General features: G+C 48.2%; 14 protein-coding genes, 3 pseudogenes and 2 riboswitches. Of the genes and pseudogenes, 7 read left to right on the forward strand and 10 right to left on the reverse strand.

Annotated elements, in window-relative coordinates:
- The first annotated feature begins 11 nt into the window (after positions 1-11).
- Complete coding sequence (locus HCR03_RS18755; RefSeq protein ID WP_066643064.1) at positions 12-1223, forward strand: phosphopentomutase; 1212 nt, start codon at positions 12-14, stop codon at positions 1221-1223.
- 99 nt (positions 1224-1322) lie between these two features.
- On the opposite strand, the gene HCR03_RS18760 is transcribed toward HCR03_RS18755, so the two are convergent.
- From HCR03_RS18760 to folE, 6 genes and pseudogenes are all read right to left on the reverse strand, one after another.
- Positions 1323-2597 (reverse strand): bifunctional folylpolyglutamate synthase/dihydrofolate synthase, encoded by a 1275-nt coding sequence (locus tag HCR03_RS18760; RefSeq protein WP_066643061.1) that lies wholly within the window; start codon positions 2595-2597, stop codon positions 1323-1325.
- Positions 2594-3601, reverse strand: coding sequence for a 2-amino-4-hydroxy-6-hydroxymethyldihydropteridine diphosphokinase (gene folK, locus HCR03_RS20400; RefSeq protein WP_330601064.1), 1008 nt, complete (start codon positions 3599-3601; stop codon positions 2594-2596). The genes HCR03_RS18760 and folK overlap by 4 nt, the downstream gene beginning before the upstream one ends.
- Complete coding sequence (gene folB, locus HCR03_RS18775; RefSeq protein ID WP_066643058.1) at positions 3591-3968, reverse strand: dihydroneopterin aldolase; 378 nt, start codon at positions 3966-3968, stop codon at positions 3591-3593. The genes folK and folB overlap by 11 nt, the downstream gene beginning before the upstream one ends.
- A gap of 6 nt (positions 3969-3974) precedes the next feature.
- Positions 3975-4793 carry a dihydropteroate synthase gene (gene folP / locus HCR03_RS18780; protein WP_066643056.1) on the reverse strand — a complete coding sequence of 273 codons (819 nt, stop codon included), beginning with the start codon at positions 4791-4793 and terminating at the stop codon, positions 3975-3977.
- Positions 4794-4822: 29 nt separating this feature from the next.
- Positions 4823-5302, reverse strand: a complete 480-nt coding sequence (locus HCR03_RS18785; RefSeq protein ID WP_066643054.1) for an HD domain-containing protein — start codon at positions 5300-5302, stop codon at positions 4823-4825.
- A 43-nt stretch (positions 5303-5345) separates the two neighbouring features.
- Positions 5346-5933 (reverse strand): annotated as a pseudogene (gene folE / locus HCR03_RS18790) (GTP cyclohydrolase I FolE); the annotation flags it as partial.
- A gap of 145 nt (positions 5934-6078) precedes the next feature.
- A riboswitch (THF riboswitch) is annotated at positions 6079-6194 on the reverse strand.
- Between the two features lie 54 nt (positions 6195-6248).
- A riboswitch (ZMP/ZTP riboswitch) is annotated at positions 6249-6328 on the reverse strand.
- A gap of 204 nt (positions 6329-6532) precedes the next feature.
- Here folE and HCR03_RS18795 point away from each other — a divergent pair.
- Positions 6533-6763 carry a helix-turn-helix transcriptional regulator gene (locus tag HCR03_RS18795; protein ID WP_066643052.1) on the forward strand — a complete coding sequence of 77 codons (231 nt, stop codon included), beginning with the start codon at positions 6533-6535 and terminating at the stop codon, positions 6761-6763.
- On the forward strand, positions 6750-7166 hold the full coding sequence (locus tag HCR03_RS18800; RefSeq protein WP_066643050.1) for a hypothetical protein: 417 nt from the start codon (positions 6750-6752) through the stop codon (positions 7164-7166). The genes HCR03_RS18795 and HCR03_RS18800 overlap by 14 nt, the downstream gene beginning before the upstream one ends.
- A gap of 476 nt (positions 7167-7642) precedes the next feature.
- Here the strand turns inward: HCR03_RS18800 and HCR03_RS18805 are convergent, their stop codons facing one another.
- Entirely contained in the window at positions 7643-9016 is a 1374-nt protein-coding gene (locus tag HCR03_RS18805; protein ID WP_066643047.1) for a sensor histidine kinase, read from the reverse strand.
- 4 nt (positions 9017-9020) lie between these two features.
- Entirely contained in the window at positions 9021-9722 is a 702-nt protein-coding gene (locus HCR03_RS18810) for a response regulator transcription factor (RefSeq protein WP_066643043.1), read from the reverse strand.
- Between the two features lie 144 nt (positions 9723-9866).
- On the opposite strand from HCR03_RS18810, the pseudogene HCR03_RS18815 reads away from it, so the two are divergent.
- The 4 genes and pseudogenes from HCR03_RS18815 (at position 9867) to HCR03_RS18830 (ending at position 12432) form a co-directional block, all read left to right on the forward strand.
- Positions 9867-10632 (forward strand): annotated as a pseudogene (locus HCR03_RS18815) (ABC transporter ATP-binding protein).
- Positions 10629-11355, forward strand: a pseudogene (locus tag HCR03_RS18820) (ABC transporter permease). The pseudogenes HCR03_RS18815 and HCR03_RS18820 overlap by 4 nt, the downstream one beginning before the upstream one ends.
- An 11-nt stretch (positions 11356-11366) precedes the next feature.
- Positions 11367-12131: an ABC transporter permease gene (locus HCR03_RS18825; RefSeq protein WP_187035870.1), complete on the forward strand. Its 765-nt coding sequence runs from the start codon at positions 11367-11369 to the stop codon at positions 12129-12131.
- Positions 12132-12135: 4 nt separating this feature from the next.
- Complete coding sequence (locus HCR03_RS18830; RefSeq protein WP_187035872.1) at positions 12136-12432, forward strand: hypothetical protein; 297 nt, start codon at positions 12136-12138, stop codon at positions 12430-12432.
- Between the two features lie 449 nt (positions 12433-12881).
- Here the strand turns inward: HCR03_RS18830 and HCR03_RS18835 are convergent, their stop codons facing one another.
- Together HCR03_RS18835 and HCR03_RS18840 are read right to left on the reverse strand one after the other, a co-directional pair.
- Positions 12882-14612, reverse strand: a complete 1731-nt coding sequence (locus tag HCR03_RS18835; RefSeq protein ID WP_187038172.1) for an ABC transporter ATP-binding protein — start codon at positions 14610-14612, stop codon at positions 12882-12884.
- Positions 14605-16386, reverse strand: a complete 1782-nt coding sequence (locus tag HCR03_RS18840; protein ID WP_187035874.1) for an ABC transporter ATP-binding protein — start codon at positions 16384-16386, stop codon at positions 14605-14607. Before HCR03_RS18840 ends, HCR03_RS18835 begins: the two co-directional genes overlap by 8 nt.
- Between the last annotated feature and the right edge of the window lie 4 nt (positions 16387-16390).

Here is a 16390-nt window from a genome sequence, read left to right on the forward strand (position 1 = left end):
GGAGAGATTCATTGAAGAAATTTATTATTGTCGTGCTGGACGGCTTCGGGGTCGGCCAGATGGAGGATGTTCCCCAGGCGCGGCCTCAGGATACAGGAGCCAATACCTGGCTGCATATTCTGGAAAATAAACCGGAGCTCAGGCTACCCGTGTTGGAAAAGCTGGGTCTGATGAATATTATTGGGACAGAATCATCCCGGATGAAGTTCAGTTCCACGGCAACCTTCGGCAAAGCCGGACTGATGCATTCCGGAGCCGATACTTTCTTCGGTCATCAGGAAATCGTCGGTACCAAGCCGCAGAAACCGTTTGGGGAACCGATTAAAAACCGGATTGAACTCATTCACGACACGCTGGTTCAAAACGGATATCACGCGGAGTACTATCAGGGAGAATCCGAGCGGATGCTTGTGGTGGAAAACGCCTTGACGGTTGCCGACAATGTGGAGTGCGACCCGGGTCAGGCGTTTAACGTCACGGCCGCGATCGACACACTCGATTTCGACGAAGTTTTGAAAATCGGCAAGCTTGTGCGTTCCGTTTCCAAGGTGCCGCGCGTCATCACCTTCGGCGGCCGGGGAGTGACCATTCAGGATATTCTCGCTGCGGTGGAAGAGCATGACGGCGGCTATATCGGCGTAAATGCCCCAAAGTCCGGTGTTTACAACCGTGATTACCACTGCATCCACCTCGGCTACGGAGTGGACCCGGAAGTACAGGTTCCCACAATTCTGGGCCGTGCCGGATACGGCGTCACCCTGCTCGGGAAAGCGGCCGACGTCATCCAAAATCCGTTCGGAAAGAGCTGCTCCATAGTTGAGACCTCAAAAGTCCTTGGAAAATTGATTGAACTGTCAAAAGAAACGGAATGCGGTTTCTTCTGCTGTAATGTGCAGGAAACCGACCTGGCCGGGCACCAGGAGAGCGTGGAGAAATATGCGCATATTCTGGAAATTGCCGATCCTCTGCTCGGCCAACTGATGGACAGCATGGGAGACGAAGACCTGCTGGTTGTGATGGCGGACCACGGGAACGACCCGACCATTGGACATCCGCACCACACCCGGGAGCATGTTCCGCTGATGATCTACGGGCGCGGAATCCGTCCGGGGAACCTCGGCATCCGAGGCACCCTGTCCGATGTTGGAGCGACAGCGACCGATTATTTCGGGGAGCATCCGCCCGAAAACGGTTCCAGTTTTTTACCAAAACTCTTGGATTAATTTCAGGAGGCAAATGTAATGATTTCTACGACCGTGTGAATATTTTCATTTAAAATTGTGAGTGTTCCATATTCATTCATCCCAATCTTTTCCATCCGATCATTTCAAAATACTCCTTACTTCTCCGATATAAAAAAGCGATCCAAAGGCACATATTGCACCGCCTTTTGGCGTCTCGACGAGGCTTTTTTTCACCGCGGTTCCAACTGTGTCGCAGATTTGAATATTTTTGCAATATTCCTTCGCTGCTTTCGCCAGATCGGCAGCGGAGAGCGCCCTGCCACTGTTTGGAGTAACCGTGAACAGCTTTGCGCAGCCCGGCAGAATCTCTGCAAGCATGGACTGGTAATCCTTGTCGCCCAGCACTCCCATAATAAACGTCAGCGCTTGGCCCGGGAATAGGGAATCCAGGCTTTTCTTCAAGGCTGCCACACCTCCCGCGTTATGCGCACCGTCTATCAAAAAAAACGGATTCTTACTTAGTACCTCGAGCCGTCCGGGCCATCTCGCCTTTAAAAGTCCGTTTCGAATCGCTTTTTCCGTGATATTATACCCCTTGTTTTTTAGCACCTCTGCCACGTGAACCGCTACGGCAGCGTTTTTAACCTGATGTTCTCCCAGCAGGGATATTTTAAGAGCCGTATACTGTTTATAGCTGAAAGTTTGTCCTTCCATATTTTGCTCTATGATTTTTATCCCTGAAAAATCTGTCCTATGAAGCTTAGCACCTTTTTCTCTACAGGCTTTTTCTATGATCGCTGTGACGGAAGGAGGATTCGAATATGCCACAATATCCCCGCCGCGTTTGATAATGCCCGCCTTTTCTGCGGCAATCTCCTGTATTGTGTTCCCGAGTATGTTCATGTGGTCATAGCTGACCGCTGTTATTACGCCCAGGTCCGGCGTGTCGATCACATTGGTCGAATCAAGCCTTCCACCAAGCCCCACCTCAAGGACAACAACATTACAGCCCTGTTCGTAAAAATATTGAAATGCCATTGCGGTAAGAATTTCGAATTCCGTGGGATGACACCCGCCGTGTTCCAGCATGATTTTAATCTTGCTTTGAATCAATTCGGTCAATCCTGCAAACCGGGATTGTTCTATCTCAGCGTTGTTTACTTTGATCCGCTCTGTCACCCTTTGAATATGCGGAGAAGTAAAGATACCGGTCTTATAGCCGGATTCCATCAGGATACTGCTGATAAACGCTGCCGTCGAGCCTTTTCCGTTTGTACCGGCTATATGGATATACCGAAGCTTCTTTTGCGGGTTATCCATGCGCTCCAGCAATTCCGATATCGTATGGAGCCCGGGTTTCATTCCGAATTTTTGTGTATTACAGATAAATTCTAAAGCTTCCTCGTAGGTCATAGCCTATTACCACCCTGCTTTTTATATTTCATAAACACATAGTTTAAGCCTGATTGTGTTTTTTCTGCGCTGCGGGAAACCATTTTCCATTCATTCAATTGATCCAGATTCGTAAAATACGTATCGGCGTCATAGGAATGAAATATTTTTGTGACATAAGCCGTATCGCAATAGGGCAGCAGGAGCTGGTAGATACTTCCTCCTCCGATAACATACATATTTCTGCCGCCGTAATTTTTAAGTTCTTCCATCAGCTCTTTCAGGGAATGAACCGCTATCGCGTTCTCCACCTGAAAGTTTTTGTTTTTTGTCAGCACAATATTGGTTCTGCTCTTCAAAGGCATTCCTCCCGGTAAACTGTCCAGTGTCTTTCTTCCCATGACGACTACCTTTCCTATAGTCTTTTCGCGGAAAAAGGCCTGATCCTCCGGGATCTTGATGAGCAGTTCATTTTTTTTCCCGATTGCCCAATTTTGGTCAGCTGCTACGATCAGATGCATCTGTTTTAATGAGACAGGCCCGGATTGTACTGTCAGTAAAAATTCATGATACAGTTCCCGAATGCTCTTGCTGCATACGGGATGTATCCTTTCCGGAGCTATTTCATTCAAAGGCTTCAGCACAAATTCCCGTTCCAGCATTCTCGGATGCGGAATGGTTAACGACGCATCGTTCAAAACCAGATTCCCAAATAGCAGGATATCCAAATCGATGGTGCGCGGTCCCCAATGAACGATTCGTTCCCTTTTTAATGTTTTCTCTATGCCGCAGCAGATGCCTAACAGCTCATACGCGGTAAGTGACGTTTCGATCTCCGCGACCGCATTCAGGAAATCCGGCTGTTCCGTATAGCCCACGGGAGCAGTATTGAAATATGCGGAGACCTTGATAACTCTGACTCCGGAGGTATTTTCGAGCATCTCGACCGCCCGGTTGAGATGCGCCTCTCTGTCGCCAAGGTTTGAACCCAACCCGATATACGCGGTAACGAGACTACCACTCATCTTTGTCACCCCGTTTCCGTTCCAACTCAACCGCCGCATATTTTAGATGATGTCCCATTGGGGCCCATGGCTTTTTCAGCGTGATGCTTATTTCCGCAATGTCCGAATATTTTCGAAACAGATGCTGGATGATGTTCATGGCTGCGGCCTCAATCAGATTGCATTTACCAGACTGCATTACGGTTTGTACATCATTGCACAGGTCGGCGTAGTTGAGCGTGTCGTTCACGTCGTCGCTTGCCGCCGCTCTTTCCAGATTCGACCCGATCCGAAGGGAGACGAAAAACATCTGTCCGATTGTTCTTTCTTCCTGTGCAACCCCGTGATAAGCGTACACCTGCAAATCCTCGATGATGATCCTGTCCATTCGCAATCACCTCACCATACTGTCCGTCATTGCCGCGACCCTTACGTTTTGCAGCACATCATGTACTCTAACGATATCTGCCCCTTTCAGTATGCCGACTGACGTAACGGCCAATGTACCTTCCAACCTGTCATTTACCTCCAACCCAAGGGTTTTGCCGATGAAGCTTTTCCTTGACGCGGCAAGAAGGATGGGGTATCCCAGTTCTTTCAGCAGATTAAGATTCCGCATGACCGTTAAATTCTGCTCCCATGTCTTTCCGAATCCGATTCCCGGGTCCAGAATGATATTTTCATCCTTTACTCCTGCCTTGACGGCAAGCTCAATGCTTTCCCCCAATTCGGACAGAATGTCTTCCATCAGGTTGTCGTAGCCCGTGTTGGTTCTGTTATGCATGATACAGACCGGTACTTTACATGAAGCCGCAACATCGGCCATCTCTGGATCTTTTTTGAGGCCCCATATGTCATTAATCATATGAGCGCCGGCTTCAACCGCAAGTGCTGCTGTCTTGGCCTTATAGGTATCGACGGAGATCGGCAGAGCGCTCTCTTTGGAAAGCCTCTTGATGACGGGAATGACTCTACGAATCTCTTCCTCGGCCGACACCGGAACGGTGACCCCCGGCCTTGTGGATTCTCCCCCCACGTCAATGATATCTGCGCCTTCTTCCTCCATTTGCGCGGCATGCTTCAAGGCGGAGTCCATATCAAAATAATTTCCGCCGTCCGAAAACGAATCCGGCGTTACGTTCAATATGCCCATGATATAGGTCCGATTTCCCCATTTCCAAATCCTGTCTGCAATATTTAACTGATCTGTCATAATCAAGATTCTCCTTTTCAAAGCAGATTTCAATACGTTAACTCAGGATTTTTTCCGTCCGTAAACCGATTGCATACGTCTATGCTTTTGCAAAAAATGCAGGGTCTGCAAGCCTTATCGCTTTCATAGAGCACGGTACCCAAAAGAGATTTCCGGGTATCTTTTCTGCGATGAGTTTTTATGGCGTCCGTTATTTCTTCGGTGTCTTTACCGCTAACGCCGATATCCTCCAGAATTTCCTTTGCCAGAACAGCGCCTTCCAGTGCATGGTCCGATCCATCCCTGTATTGCTTCCATTTTGCGATATCATGAAGAAGCGCGGCCGCGTATATAATCTCTCTTGAAATTGGAAATTTCCTCTCCAGGCACATGATATAGGCCACTCTCGCCACGTCAAAAGAATGCTGCAAATCATGCCTGCAAAACAGTCTGTCTTTTTCCGCTTCGACATTCAGTTCCATATCCCTGATATACTGCGGATGTTTGAGAAGCTCATTTACCATCTTCATCAGAAACACTCCTTCCGTTAAAACCGGTAACGAATGTCTCATGTTTATTACAAAGTATCAGGAGTTTGTTCATCAGGTTTTGATCGCTGTTGAATCTTCCCCGCAAAGCCGTCGTCACGGTAAGCGCATTCGTATTTTTAATCCCTCTGGTCGCCATACAGGCATGCTGACCCTCGATGATGACGGCAACGTCCTCTGTCTGCGCGGCCTTCTGCATAATCTCCGCAATATCCGACCCGATCCGTTCCTGAAGCTGCAGCCTTTTGCTGACCATATCCGCGATTCTTACGATTTTGCTCAACCCCAGGACTTTACCGTTGGGTATGTATGCCACTGTCGCCATCATGTTGTACATCAGAGCAAGATGGTGTTCGCAGCAGCTGAAGATTTCAATATCCCTCACCACTACCAGGTCGTTGTTGTTTTCCGGCGTATACAGATCGTCTTCGAAGGTCTTGTGAAACATCCCGGCGATCTCATCATTTGTGTAGTTGATTCCCTCGAATCTTTCTTCGCACATCTTAGCCACACGGGCGGGAGTCTCCAGCAGTCCCTCGCGTTCCGGGTTCTCTCCCAAAGCCAATAAAAGCCCGCGTATGTGTTCTTCTATTTTCGTTTTATCTATTGACACTGTCATTTCCCTTTCTGCCAATCTGGCTGACAACCGACGGAGCAAAAGCCGGAGCCCCGTATTCCGATTCGTTTTCCGGTATGAAAATCCCCCCTTTATGTGGCAAAATTCCATGCCACATAAAGGGGGGATTACCCCAATATGCAGCAGCGGGATGCGAACCTTGTACCGTAAGCCTGTTAAAGCTTTTCGTCCCTCTGACAACTCCCCGTTCAGAAGGCACTGTAAATCAATGATTTACGCACAAAATTCTACTCTGCTCATGATTTTAAATTTGACAATCAGAACGAAATAAAAAAAGACCCACCAATCCAAGCATTACGCCCAGACGGTCGGCTTCCAAAACGCTGTACTCCCTGTGGTTAAATCCACTTCCGTCAGTCGTACAACACGTTTATGCTATCACTACTTCTCAAGATTGTCAACACCTCGGCCGGTTCGAATTGGCGATGTGCAGGGTGGCTGCACAAAATACAGGAAAAAACAGATGTAGATTGTTAACAATCCATGGCATGTGCCCGCTTTTTATTTCTAATTGACATTGATTTAGAAGCATGATAACATGAAACCAACTTCATATTTTGGGAAAGAGGGGGATTATGAAAACAAAAGTCAAAGAATTGCGAATGACGACCAAAATGACGCAACAGCAGTTGGCCGATTTGGTTCATGTTTCTTCACGGACAATCATTTCTATTGAAAAAGAACAGTACAGCCCTTCTCTTATGCTGGCTTATCGGATCGCGGAAGTGTTCGGAGTAACTGTTGAAGAACTGTGCTGCTTGAAAGAAAATAAAGAATTGGAGGATAAGCAATATGAAAATCTATGACAAAAAGAAATTTGGCTCCGGCTTAGTCTGTATGGCCTTAAGCTTGTTAAATCTGATCGCCAGCTTTTGGACTGGATTTGACGTGAGCGGTATCATTCTCATTTTGGCCCTCTTGCTTTTCGGGGTTGTATTGTTAGCACGCAGTCTTTCGTACAATTTGTCAAGAGAAGATCAGTTAGAAGGTTTGGATGAACGCAACCAACTTATTGAATTGAAAACAAAGAGTAAATCTTTTCGCTTGACACAGGGCATTTGTTTTGGATTAATGCTCGTATTCCTCGTCATGGGGAAAGTATCAGGAGAGAATTTGTTTATAAGTATGGGAGTTGGACTTGCATTTGCATATGCTGTTTCTATGTTTACGGAGATTTTTACATGCTTTTATTATGACAACCATATGTAGGAGGCCATATGAATAAGAGAAGTAAAATTGAACAACCGCTTCAAGATGAACAAGACGGGGAAACCGACATGTTTTACCATTAGATACAATAAAACGAGTAACTCAACATTTCACAACGTAAAGGCGGCATTCCACAACAATTCTATTGAAATTGGCTGTATGATTTGAAAAAATAATAAGATAGGCTACGTACAAAAATGTTGTTGGCACTTTCGGGACGGTCTCGAGCCGCTAAAACAACGTGTATGTGAACCGTTGTTTTAGCGGCTTATTTCTTCATCGCTCTGCCTCCTTTTTAAATATTAACTCATTACATGGAAAATCTGATGGGCAACACATCACCCGTCAGACCGTTACCCTGTGCAGTCTCTTGTAAACTGTACCTTGATAACGAATAACTAACAGTTTCATTTATGCCTATTTTATTTGAGGTAAGTTCAACAGCAAGACCACTTGATAAAGAAATCCGAAAACCATTAGCCTTGACTGGCTTGTACCTGAAAGCAGAGCACCGTTTGATACCCCTGCCCCGGCTCACTCTCAATGGTCATGGTGCCACAGTGTGCTTCCACAATCTGCCGAACCAATAGAAGCCCTAAGCCGTGGCGCAGGTTTAGCCGCTCGTCCGTGCTTTCCATGTAGTGGGTACTTTCTTTAAGCTCCCGCAGCTTTTCAGCTGAAAGCCCCACACCGTTGTCTGCAACCGTAAGAGTAATCACTGCTTCGGAGTAATCAAGAGTTAGCGAAATTTCACAGCCTTGCGGATTGTGACGGAAGCTGTTTTGCACCAAATTATTGATTGCACGCATAATTAAACGGGAATCACATTCCAGTATGACATTTTCAGCGGCAGGTTTAATCCCAACCTCCACCGGATAGGATTCAGAAAGCCCGCCATTCAGCAGTTCCACCGCATAGGATCGCAGAAGTTTAGATAAGCGCACCGGTTCCTTATGGAGTGGCTGCATTTCATATTCCAGATGTGACACCAAATTCAAATCCTGTACCAGTTCCTTTATTTTAATGCTTTGCTGTCTCACAATTTCAGCCTGATCCTTTACAGAGCTGTTTATGGTTTTATTATCTGCAATGCGTCCGGCGTATCCCAGAATCATGGACAGCGGCGTCCGTATATCATGGGAAACACCGCTGATCCAGTTCGCTCTTGCTTCGTTCTGTTTGCTCAAAATGCGAGATGCTTTATTGATACTTCCCGCAACCTCTGATAAATCACCGCCGATAGCCAGCGATACCGGCTTACCGTCGGAAAGCGTCTCAATCGCATCAATGATCGGTTCCGTACTTCGGATAATTTTCCGTCTGGAGAAGTAATAGGCTAAAAACAAAAATAAGAAGTCGGCGGTCAGCATTCCGGTCATATAGAGCGGAAGCGTTTGAATCGCATGGATCGAGAAATAGTTGCTGGTCAGCTTGGTATAGCTGTCTTTCGGATAGCCCAATACCAGCAGGCCATCTTCCGTGTTCCAGACAAAAACGGGATAATCCTTTAAATATCCTTTGGAAAAGAGGGCAACATCCTGAATAGTATAATCTCCGGGAATGTCTTTGGGTATATTAACGGCCCATATACGATTCCCGCCCTGGTTCAGGAACATGGCCCAAATATGAGCACTCTCCAGTTTTTGACGAGCATCGTCCGATACACCCTCTACCGTCGAGGCAGCGGCAATTTCCTCCAACATGGTTTGCGGTGAGGTATCTCCGTAGTCGTTTCTAATAACGCTCTGAAACGTAATACCAAAGGCCAGTACATTGAGCAGCGCCAACACAAGGTTAAAAGCGGCAAAGGATGCCAGATGTTTTGAGATATATTTTCCGAATGCTTTCATGGCGTCACTTCCTTATGTTCAGCTTATAGCCCAGCCCTTTGATTGTAATCAGGGAAACCGGTTTTGACGGATCTGTTTCAATTTTTTCCCGAATGCGCCGCACATGGGCGTTCAGGCTGTTCTCATACCCGAACGGATTGTCGCCCCAAAGGGCTTCGCAAAGCGAATCTATGGAAACAATTTTTCCCTCATTCCGCGCAAGGGTTTCCAGCAGGGTGTGTTCTTTTGCCGTCAGAGGAAGTACCTTGCCTGCTTTATGAACTTCGGCGCGGCTGAAATCAACCGTGCATCCGTCCAGCTTCAGGAGTTTCCTATCCATTTTGTAGCAACGGCGCAAAACAGCATAAACACGCAGCAGCAGTTCCTGTCCCATAAAAGGTTTTACGATATAATCATCGGCCCCCAGACCAAGACCGGCCAATTTATCCGCAGCCTCGTCCTTCGCCGTCAAAAAAATGATCGGCACATCGGTAAAAGAGCGCAATTGCTCCATAAGGGAAAAGCCGTCTCCATCCGGCAGCATCACATCTAAAATTGCTAAATCAGGCTTTTCAATTTCGGCAGCTGCGGTGCCTTCTTTTACAGAAGCGGCCAAGATAATGTTTTCAAAACCGTCATCCTTTAAAATGGCGGTTACCATTTTAAGCAGCTCCGGCTCGTCATCCACAAGCAGGAGCTTTTTTGTGTGTAAAAATGCCTGATCCATTCCTTCACCTCCAATAGGATCTATTATACCAAAGCATGTCCGTTTTGTGTGGTGATCGGCAAAAAGTAAGGTAAAAGTAAGGATAGGAGAATGTGGATGTCAGGTTGACGCTGTACCATAAGAGCATCGAAAGGAGATGTTCTTATGGATACCATGATTACAACGGAACAATTGACAAAAAAATATAAGAATTTCACATCTGTCAACAGTGTTTCGCTTCATATCCGGAAAGGCAGCATTTATGGCTTTCTTGGGCCGAACGGTGCCGGGAAATCTACCACCATGAAAATGCTGCTGGGATTGACGGCCCCCACAAAGGGCAGTTTTATCATCGATGGGAAGCACTTTCCAAATGACCGGATGGCCGTTCTGAGGGAGATCGGCTCCTTTATCGAATCCCCCTCGTTCTATGCCAACCTGACCGGACGTGAAAACCTCGATATCATCCGACGAATTTTAAAGCTGCCGGAAAGCTCGGTAGAGGATGCGTTGGAACTGGTTGGCCTCACAGAGTTTGGCGGTCGGCTGGCAAAGAATTATTCGCTGGGCATGAAACAGCGGCTGGGGCTTGCGGGGGCGCTGCTGGGCAGACCGCCCATCCTCATTCTGGACGAACCGACCAACGGCCTTGATCCCTCCGGCATCCACGAAATCCGCAATCTGATCAAATCCCTGCCGGAGCTCTATGATTGCACCGTGCTGATTTCTTCCCACATGCTGTCGGAAATCGAGCTGATGGCGGATGATATCGGCATTCTGAACCACGGCCGCCTGCTGTTTGAGGGCAAGCTTGGACGAGCTGCGGCAGAGTGCGCTGCAGGCCGGTTTTTCCTCGGATAATTTGGAAGAAATGTTCCTTTCCCTGATAGAAAAGGACAATGCAGCCAGAAAGCAGAGGGCACAGTTATGAACGCACTTGCCATCGAACTGCGGAAAGAAAAGCGGACAGGCGTAATTCCCGTCCTGCTGGTTGTCGGCGTTTTGGGAGCGGCATACGCCTTTGTCAACTTCATGTTGCGAAAGGACACTCTGCTGAACCTGCCGCTGGCTCCGATGGATGTTCTGTTGACCCAGCTCTACGGCATGATCATGATCTTAAATATGTTTGGCATCGTACTCGCCGCCTGCATGGTCTACAACATGGAGTTCAAGGGGAATGCGGTTAAGAAGATGTATATGCTGCCCATGAGCGTTCCGGGGATGTACCTTTGCAAATTTCTGATCCTGACCGTGATGCTTCTGGTTGCAGTTGCGCTGCAAAATCTGGCTCTGATGAATATTGGCATGACCGAGCTTCCACAAGGCACCTTTGAGATGGGTACGCTGGTGCAATTTGCCGCCTATTCGTTCGTTACCGCCATGCCGGTGCTGTCCTTCATGATCTTACTTTCCTCCCGTTTTGAAAACATGTGGGTTCCTCTCGGGATCGGAGTTGCGGGATTTTTAAGCGGGATGGCCTTGGCAAACTCGAAAGTTGCTTTGCTGATGATCCACCCCCTTTGTCGTGATGCTAAAGCCGGCAGTTGCTAGGAGCGCACAGCCGGATAGCACGGTGATCCTTGTTTCTTTGGTGGAAACGATCCTATTCCTTGGGGCAGGGCTGTGGATGGCAAAGCATCTGCGCTATGAATAAGGGGAATTAAAATGAGTTTTTTAGAACTGCTGAAAATTGAGTTTATGAAAGTGAAGCGCTCAAAAATCATTCCATTGATTTTTGTTGCCCCGTTATTGGTGGTAGCATCCGGGATTGCGAATTTGAGCAGCTATTTCACACCGGAATATACGAATGCTTGGCCTGCTATGTTCATTCAAAGTGCACTGGTCTATGCCTATTATCTGCTTCCGCTGAGCATGGTCGTTGTTTGCGTTATGATTGCAGGAAGGGAAACACAGCACAACGGCGTCTTAAAGATGCTGGCTCTGCCGGTCAGCCGGCATGCCCTTTCTCTGGCAAAGTTCTGTGTACTGATGTTCTATTTGTTCATGGAAATGGTTGTGTTCCTCGCAGTATTTATCGTTGCCGGATGGGTTGCCACAAACACGATGGGAGTCACCGAAACACTGCCTGTCCTTTACCTGCTCAAGTGGTGTGCGGGGCTGTTTCTTACGATGCTGCCCAGCGTGGCAACCATGTGGGCTGTTACTGTGTTGTTTGAAAAACCGCTGCTGTCCGTCGGCCTGAATCTGCTTCTTGTCATTCCCGGCGTCTTGGCCGCCAATACGCCGCTCTGGATTGTCTATCCATATTGCTACAGTGGTTATCTGGTGTCCTGCTCGCTGCACGAGTTTACAACGAATACCTCAGGGATAGCCTTTGAGCTGTTTCCGTTCCTGCCCTGTGCCGTCCTGATCTTTGCATTGGTGCTTACCATGGCCGTAACACAATTTGGAAAGAAAGAAATGAGGTAAAAAGATGGAAAACAAGAAACATCAAAAAACAAGCATTGCTGCACTGATTGTTAGCGTATTGCCGCTCGCAACCTTTATTCCTATTTTGCTGAAAATCACGATATCGGACGAAATACGTAACCTTTGGGCTGGGGCCAATATTCTTTCTATTTTGGCAGGGCTTTGTCTTTCCATTGTCTGCGTGAAAAGTAGCGAAAGCCGTAATGTTTTGAATATCATCTCTACAATAATATGTGTCGTCTTGATATTGATCGTAATTGGAATCATTATTCTGGCATTGTTTTTAAATTTTTTACAATAAGATGATTTGCTCCTTTGTCTAAATCGAATTTTGGGGTGAATTACCCGCCATATAAAAAAGCGGTAGTTTGGCGGGATACTTTACATGCTTAAATGCCGTTTGAAACCTTCCAAACCCGTGAAGTTTGGAGGGCTTTTCTATGTTATATGTGTAGGCGTGCTAACACCTAAAAGGTTTTTGACCTACGTTCTGGAATTGAAAGTCCTCGGTATAGTGGTGGAGTTTGAGGAAAATGGCCTCAAGACACAGACCAAGCTCTGCTGGAGAGTGTAACGGCAGTTCTGAATACGATATATAAATGAGCCTAGCCTGCTGGAGCTTCCTGCCCGCATCGGGAAAACTATTCCCTGACGGATAACCAAATCAACCGGGAGCTTGAAAAAGCGAGGTGGACGGCGACTACACCAAGCTGCTGATATTCGCTGTGCCGCTGCAAAATATGAGGCCGGTCACAGCGTCCAGCCCGCCGCCTTATTCTGCAGTTCAACCATGTGTTTGAATAGGCCGCCCTGCTGTAGCAGCTCTTGGGGAGAACCCTGCTGGGAAACACAACCGTTATCGAGCACTACAATCTTGTCCGCATCGGCAACGGTCCTCATACGGTGTGCAATGACTAGCACGGTTTTGTCCCGGATGAGCTGAGAGATTGCGGACTGAATGAAGGTCTCGTTTTCCACATCAAGAGAAGCTGTCGCTTCATCCAGAAGAATGATTGGAGCATCTTTCAAAAATGCGCGCGCGATGGAAATGCGCTGGCGTTCACCCCCGGACAGCTCCGAACCGTTTTCGCCGATCATGCTATCGAAGCCGTCCGGAAGCTTCTCGGCAAATTCATCGCAATGCGCGTATCGGGCCGCTGTCAGAACTTCCTCATCGGTAGCCTCCTTCCGGCCGACACGGATATTTTCCTTTATTGTATTATTAAACAGCGTAACATCCTGAAAAACAATCGAGTACAGCGAAAGGAGCGTCTCCGGATCGATTTTTGAAATATTCGTTCCTCCCACGGTGATTTTCCCGCAGCTTATGTCCCAGAACCGCGCGGCAAGCCGCGATACGGTCGTCTTTCCGCCTCCGGACGGGCCGATCAGTGCGGTCACTTCACCCTGCCTGGCGGTAAAGGATACGTCGCGCAGAACGTTATCTTTTCCGTTATAAGCAAAACCAACGTGATTGAACCGGATGTCACAGCCCTCATTTTTCAGAATAGACCCGCCGCTCTGAACAGGGTGATCAAGGATTTCGTTCATTCGCCCGGTCTGGACGTTGGCCGCTATAATGGCGGCGAGGTTTTGAAGTGCGGCCTGCATCGGGTCATACATGCGCGAAACCACAAGCAGGAACATAAAAAACGTCAAAATGTTGAGGTTTCCGTTGATAAGCAGGACTCCTCCGGTCAGCGCAACCGTTGCGATACCCAGTTTCAGAATCATCTGCGCGGAAGCGACAAATAAAGCGGTACCGAGCTCAGTTAAAATGGCGCGTTTCTCTACGGCCTTTATTTTTTTATCGAGTCCCGTAAGATAGTCTCTCTCGGCATTGTTCGCTTTCAGATCCCGGACAGATTCAAGGCACTCCTGGATCCCGTCGGTACAGGCCATCTTTACCGTCATCTGCTTTCGTCCAAGCGCGTTTTGAACTTTTGAGGAAAACAGCACGACGCAGAATGAGACGGGAAGCACCCAGATCGCTGCGAGCGCCATACGCCAATTGAAAAAGAACAGACTGACGGCGACAAGAAATGTTGAGGTTACCGCGCCGATCAGTTCCGGGATATAGTGAGAGAAAGCAGTTTCAAGTGATGAGCAGTCCGCCATGATCGTACTGGTCAGGTCGGATAGATCTTTCTTTCCGAAAAAAGATAACGGGAGTTTTCTGAGCTTTTCCGCAAGCGTAATCCGTCGGACACCGCTTTCCACATAGGTAGCAAGGTAGCAGGCGTTATACTGAATCCGCGAAGTCAGGAAAATCAGAAGAAGGCATATCGCGCACCCTATGATATAGAAGCTGATTCGGCTTCCGGGCACGCCGCCGTTCATAAGATCACCTACGAGGTAATAGAGAAGCCCTACCGGAACCATAAGGACGAAATCCGCCGCCGCACATGCGGCACAGCTTTTGACAAGATCTTTCGCCCCCTGTTCGGAGAGCGCGTATTTATGTTGGACGGTTTTAAGCAAGTTCATTTTTGGCACCTACCTTCCATTTCGCGGCACGGCTGTATTCTTGCCACATGCGTGTGTAAAGGCCCTCTCCCTGAAGAAGTTCTTCATGATTGCCGCATTCTTCGATATGTCCATCTTCCAATACGAATATCTTGTCGACTCCTGCAACGGCGGACAGTCGGTGGGCAATCATGAGAACGGTTTTATCCTTCGAAAGCGCTTTGAATGCCGCCTGCACCTTAAATTCATTGTCCGGGTCGGCGAAGGCCGTAGCCTCATCCAGAATAATAATCGGCGTATTCTTCAGCATGACGCGGGCAATGGTAATCCGCTGCTGTTCGCCGCCTGAAAGATAAACGCCTTTCGTCCCAATCACGGTGTCTATCCCGTTCGGCATTTTTGAAAGAATATCGCCGCACTGCGCCGCTTCCAGGGCTTTTATAACCTCCTCGCGTGTGGCGTCCGGTTTTGCCATACGGACGTTTTCTAAAATAGATGTTTTCAGCAGCCTGCTGTCCTGAAAGACAAAGGATACCGTGTCCATCAGCTGCTTTTTCGGGATCTCCTTGACGTCTACGCCGCCGATTATGATTCTGCCGCGGCTGACATCCCAGAAACGCGCGATGACGCTGGCAAGTGTCGTTTTGCCGCCGCCGGACGGACCGACGAGGGCGACATGCTCACCGGGTTTAATCTGCAGGGAAATGCGATCCAGCGCGTTTGCTTTCGTGTTTTGGTACCGAAACGAAACGTCGTCCAGCACGACGGAATTGTCTTTTGGACACAAAGGCCGTATGGGCTCTGGCATAGGCGTGAGCGCCATCACGCTGTCGATCCGCTCCAGCGCATCGGCGACAATCATTTGATTTTCACTGGAAAACATGATCTTTGTCAGTGTAACGGTTATAATCGGCGTAAATATAATATAAAAAAGCAGATTCAGCAGGAACGCATTGCCGACGCCGTTTTGCGTCATGAAAAGTGCCGCCGCGATGAGGACGGCAAACACGGCGTTGATCGCCGTCGTGTAAAACATCATCGGCAAACGCAGCTGCTTCGTGTAAGCAATGACCCATTTTTCGTAATTGTCGATGGACGCCTTGAACCTTTTAAACGAGAATACCGACTGCCCGAAGGTCTTGACGACAGGTATTCCGCGGACGTATTCAACGGCTTCATTGGACATTTGTCCCAGAGCATCCTGGTATTCCTTCATTTTCGTACGCATTTTAGCGCCGGTCATTGTTGCCATCAACGTAAATGCCAGCGCGATCGGAACGAGGCTTAAAAGGCCGAGCCTCCAGTCGAACAGGAGCAGAAGCGCCAGCATGCCGACCGGAGTCGTGATCGCTCCGGCACGGTCCGGCAGTTGATGAGCCAGGTAGGTCTCCGTAGCTGCGCTGGACTCGTTGACGATCTTTCTCAGCTTGCCGCTTCCGAAGCTGTCCATGAACCCGAGCGGAAGTGTAACGATATGATGCATTGCCTGACTCCTGATATTGGATGCGACCCTGAACGCAGCGATATGCGAACACATCAGAGCACCGATATAAATGAGCATCGATACGACCGCAAACAGAACGGCCATCCAGCCGTTATGCGCCAGATTGTGTGCCGCGCCGAAATCCGGCGCGACTTCAAGTACCTCTTCCATCATTTTCCATATGTATACGAATGGCAAAAGCGCGACAAGCGCGCTGATCGCGGACAGAATCCACGAGAATATCGTCAGATATCGGAAGTTTCCGGCATAATCAAAAAGCTTCAATAGGTCAGACTGTTTTTTCAATGGC

The organism is Caproicibacter fermentans (assembly GCF_014303955.1).
Taxonomy (GTDB): Bacteria; Bacillota; Clostridia; order Oscillospirales; family Acutalibacteraceae; genus Caproicibacter; species Caproicibacter fermentans.

Coding starts and splice junctions, on each gene's coding strand:
- HCR03_RS18760 (WP_066643061.1), bottom strand. CDS start 2,597: ATGACCTACGAGGAAGCTTTAGAATTTATCTGTAATACACAAAAATTC.
- folK (WP_330601064.1), bottom strand. CDS start 3,601: ATGAGTGGTAGTCTCGTTACCGCGTATATCGGGTTGGGTTCAAACCTT.
- folB (WP_066643058.1), bottom strand. CDS start 3,968: ATGGACAGGATCATCATCGAGGATTTGCAGGTGTACGCTTATCACGGG.
- folP (WP_066643056.1), bottom strand. CDS start 4,793: ATGACAGATCAGTTAAATATTGCAGACAGGATTTGGAAATGGGGAAAT.
- HCR03_RS18785 (WP_066643054.1), bottom strand. CDS start 5,302: ATGAAGATGGTAAATGAGCTTCTCAAACATCCGCAGTATATCAGGGAT.
- HCR03_RS18795 (WP_066643052.1), top strand. CDS start 6,533: ATGAAAACAAAAGTCAAAGAATTGCGAATGACGACCAAAATGACGCAA.
- HCR03_RS18800 (WP_066643050.1), top strand. CDS start 6,750: ATGAAAATCTATGACAAAAAGAAATTTGGCTCCGGCTTAGTCTGTATG.
- HCR03_RS18805 (WP_066643047.1), bottom strand. CDS start 9,016: ATGAAAGCATTCGGAAAATATATCTCAAAACATCTGGCATCCTTTGCC.
- HCR03_RS18810 (WP_066643043.1), bottom strand. CDS start 9,722: ATGGATCAGGCATTTTTACACACAAAAAAGCTCCTGCTTGTGGATGAC.
- HCR03_RS18825 (WP_187035870.1), top strand. CDS start 11,367: ATGAGTTTTTTAGAACTGCTGAAAATTGAGTTTATGAAAGTGAAGCGC.
- HCR03_RS18830 (WP_187035872.1), top strand. CDS start 12,136: ATGGAAAACAAGAAACATCAAAAAACAAGCATTGCTGCACTGATTGTT.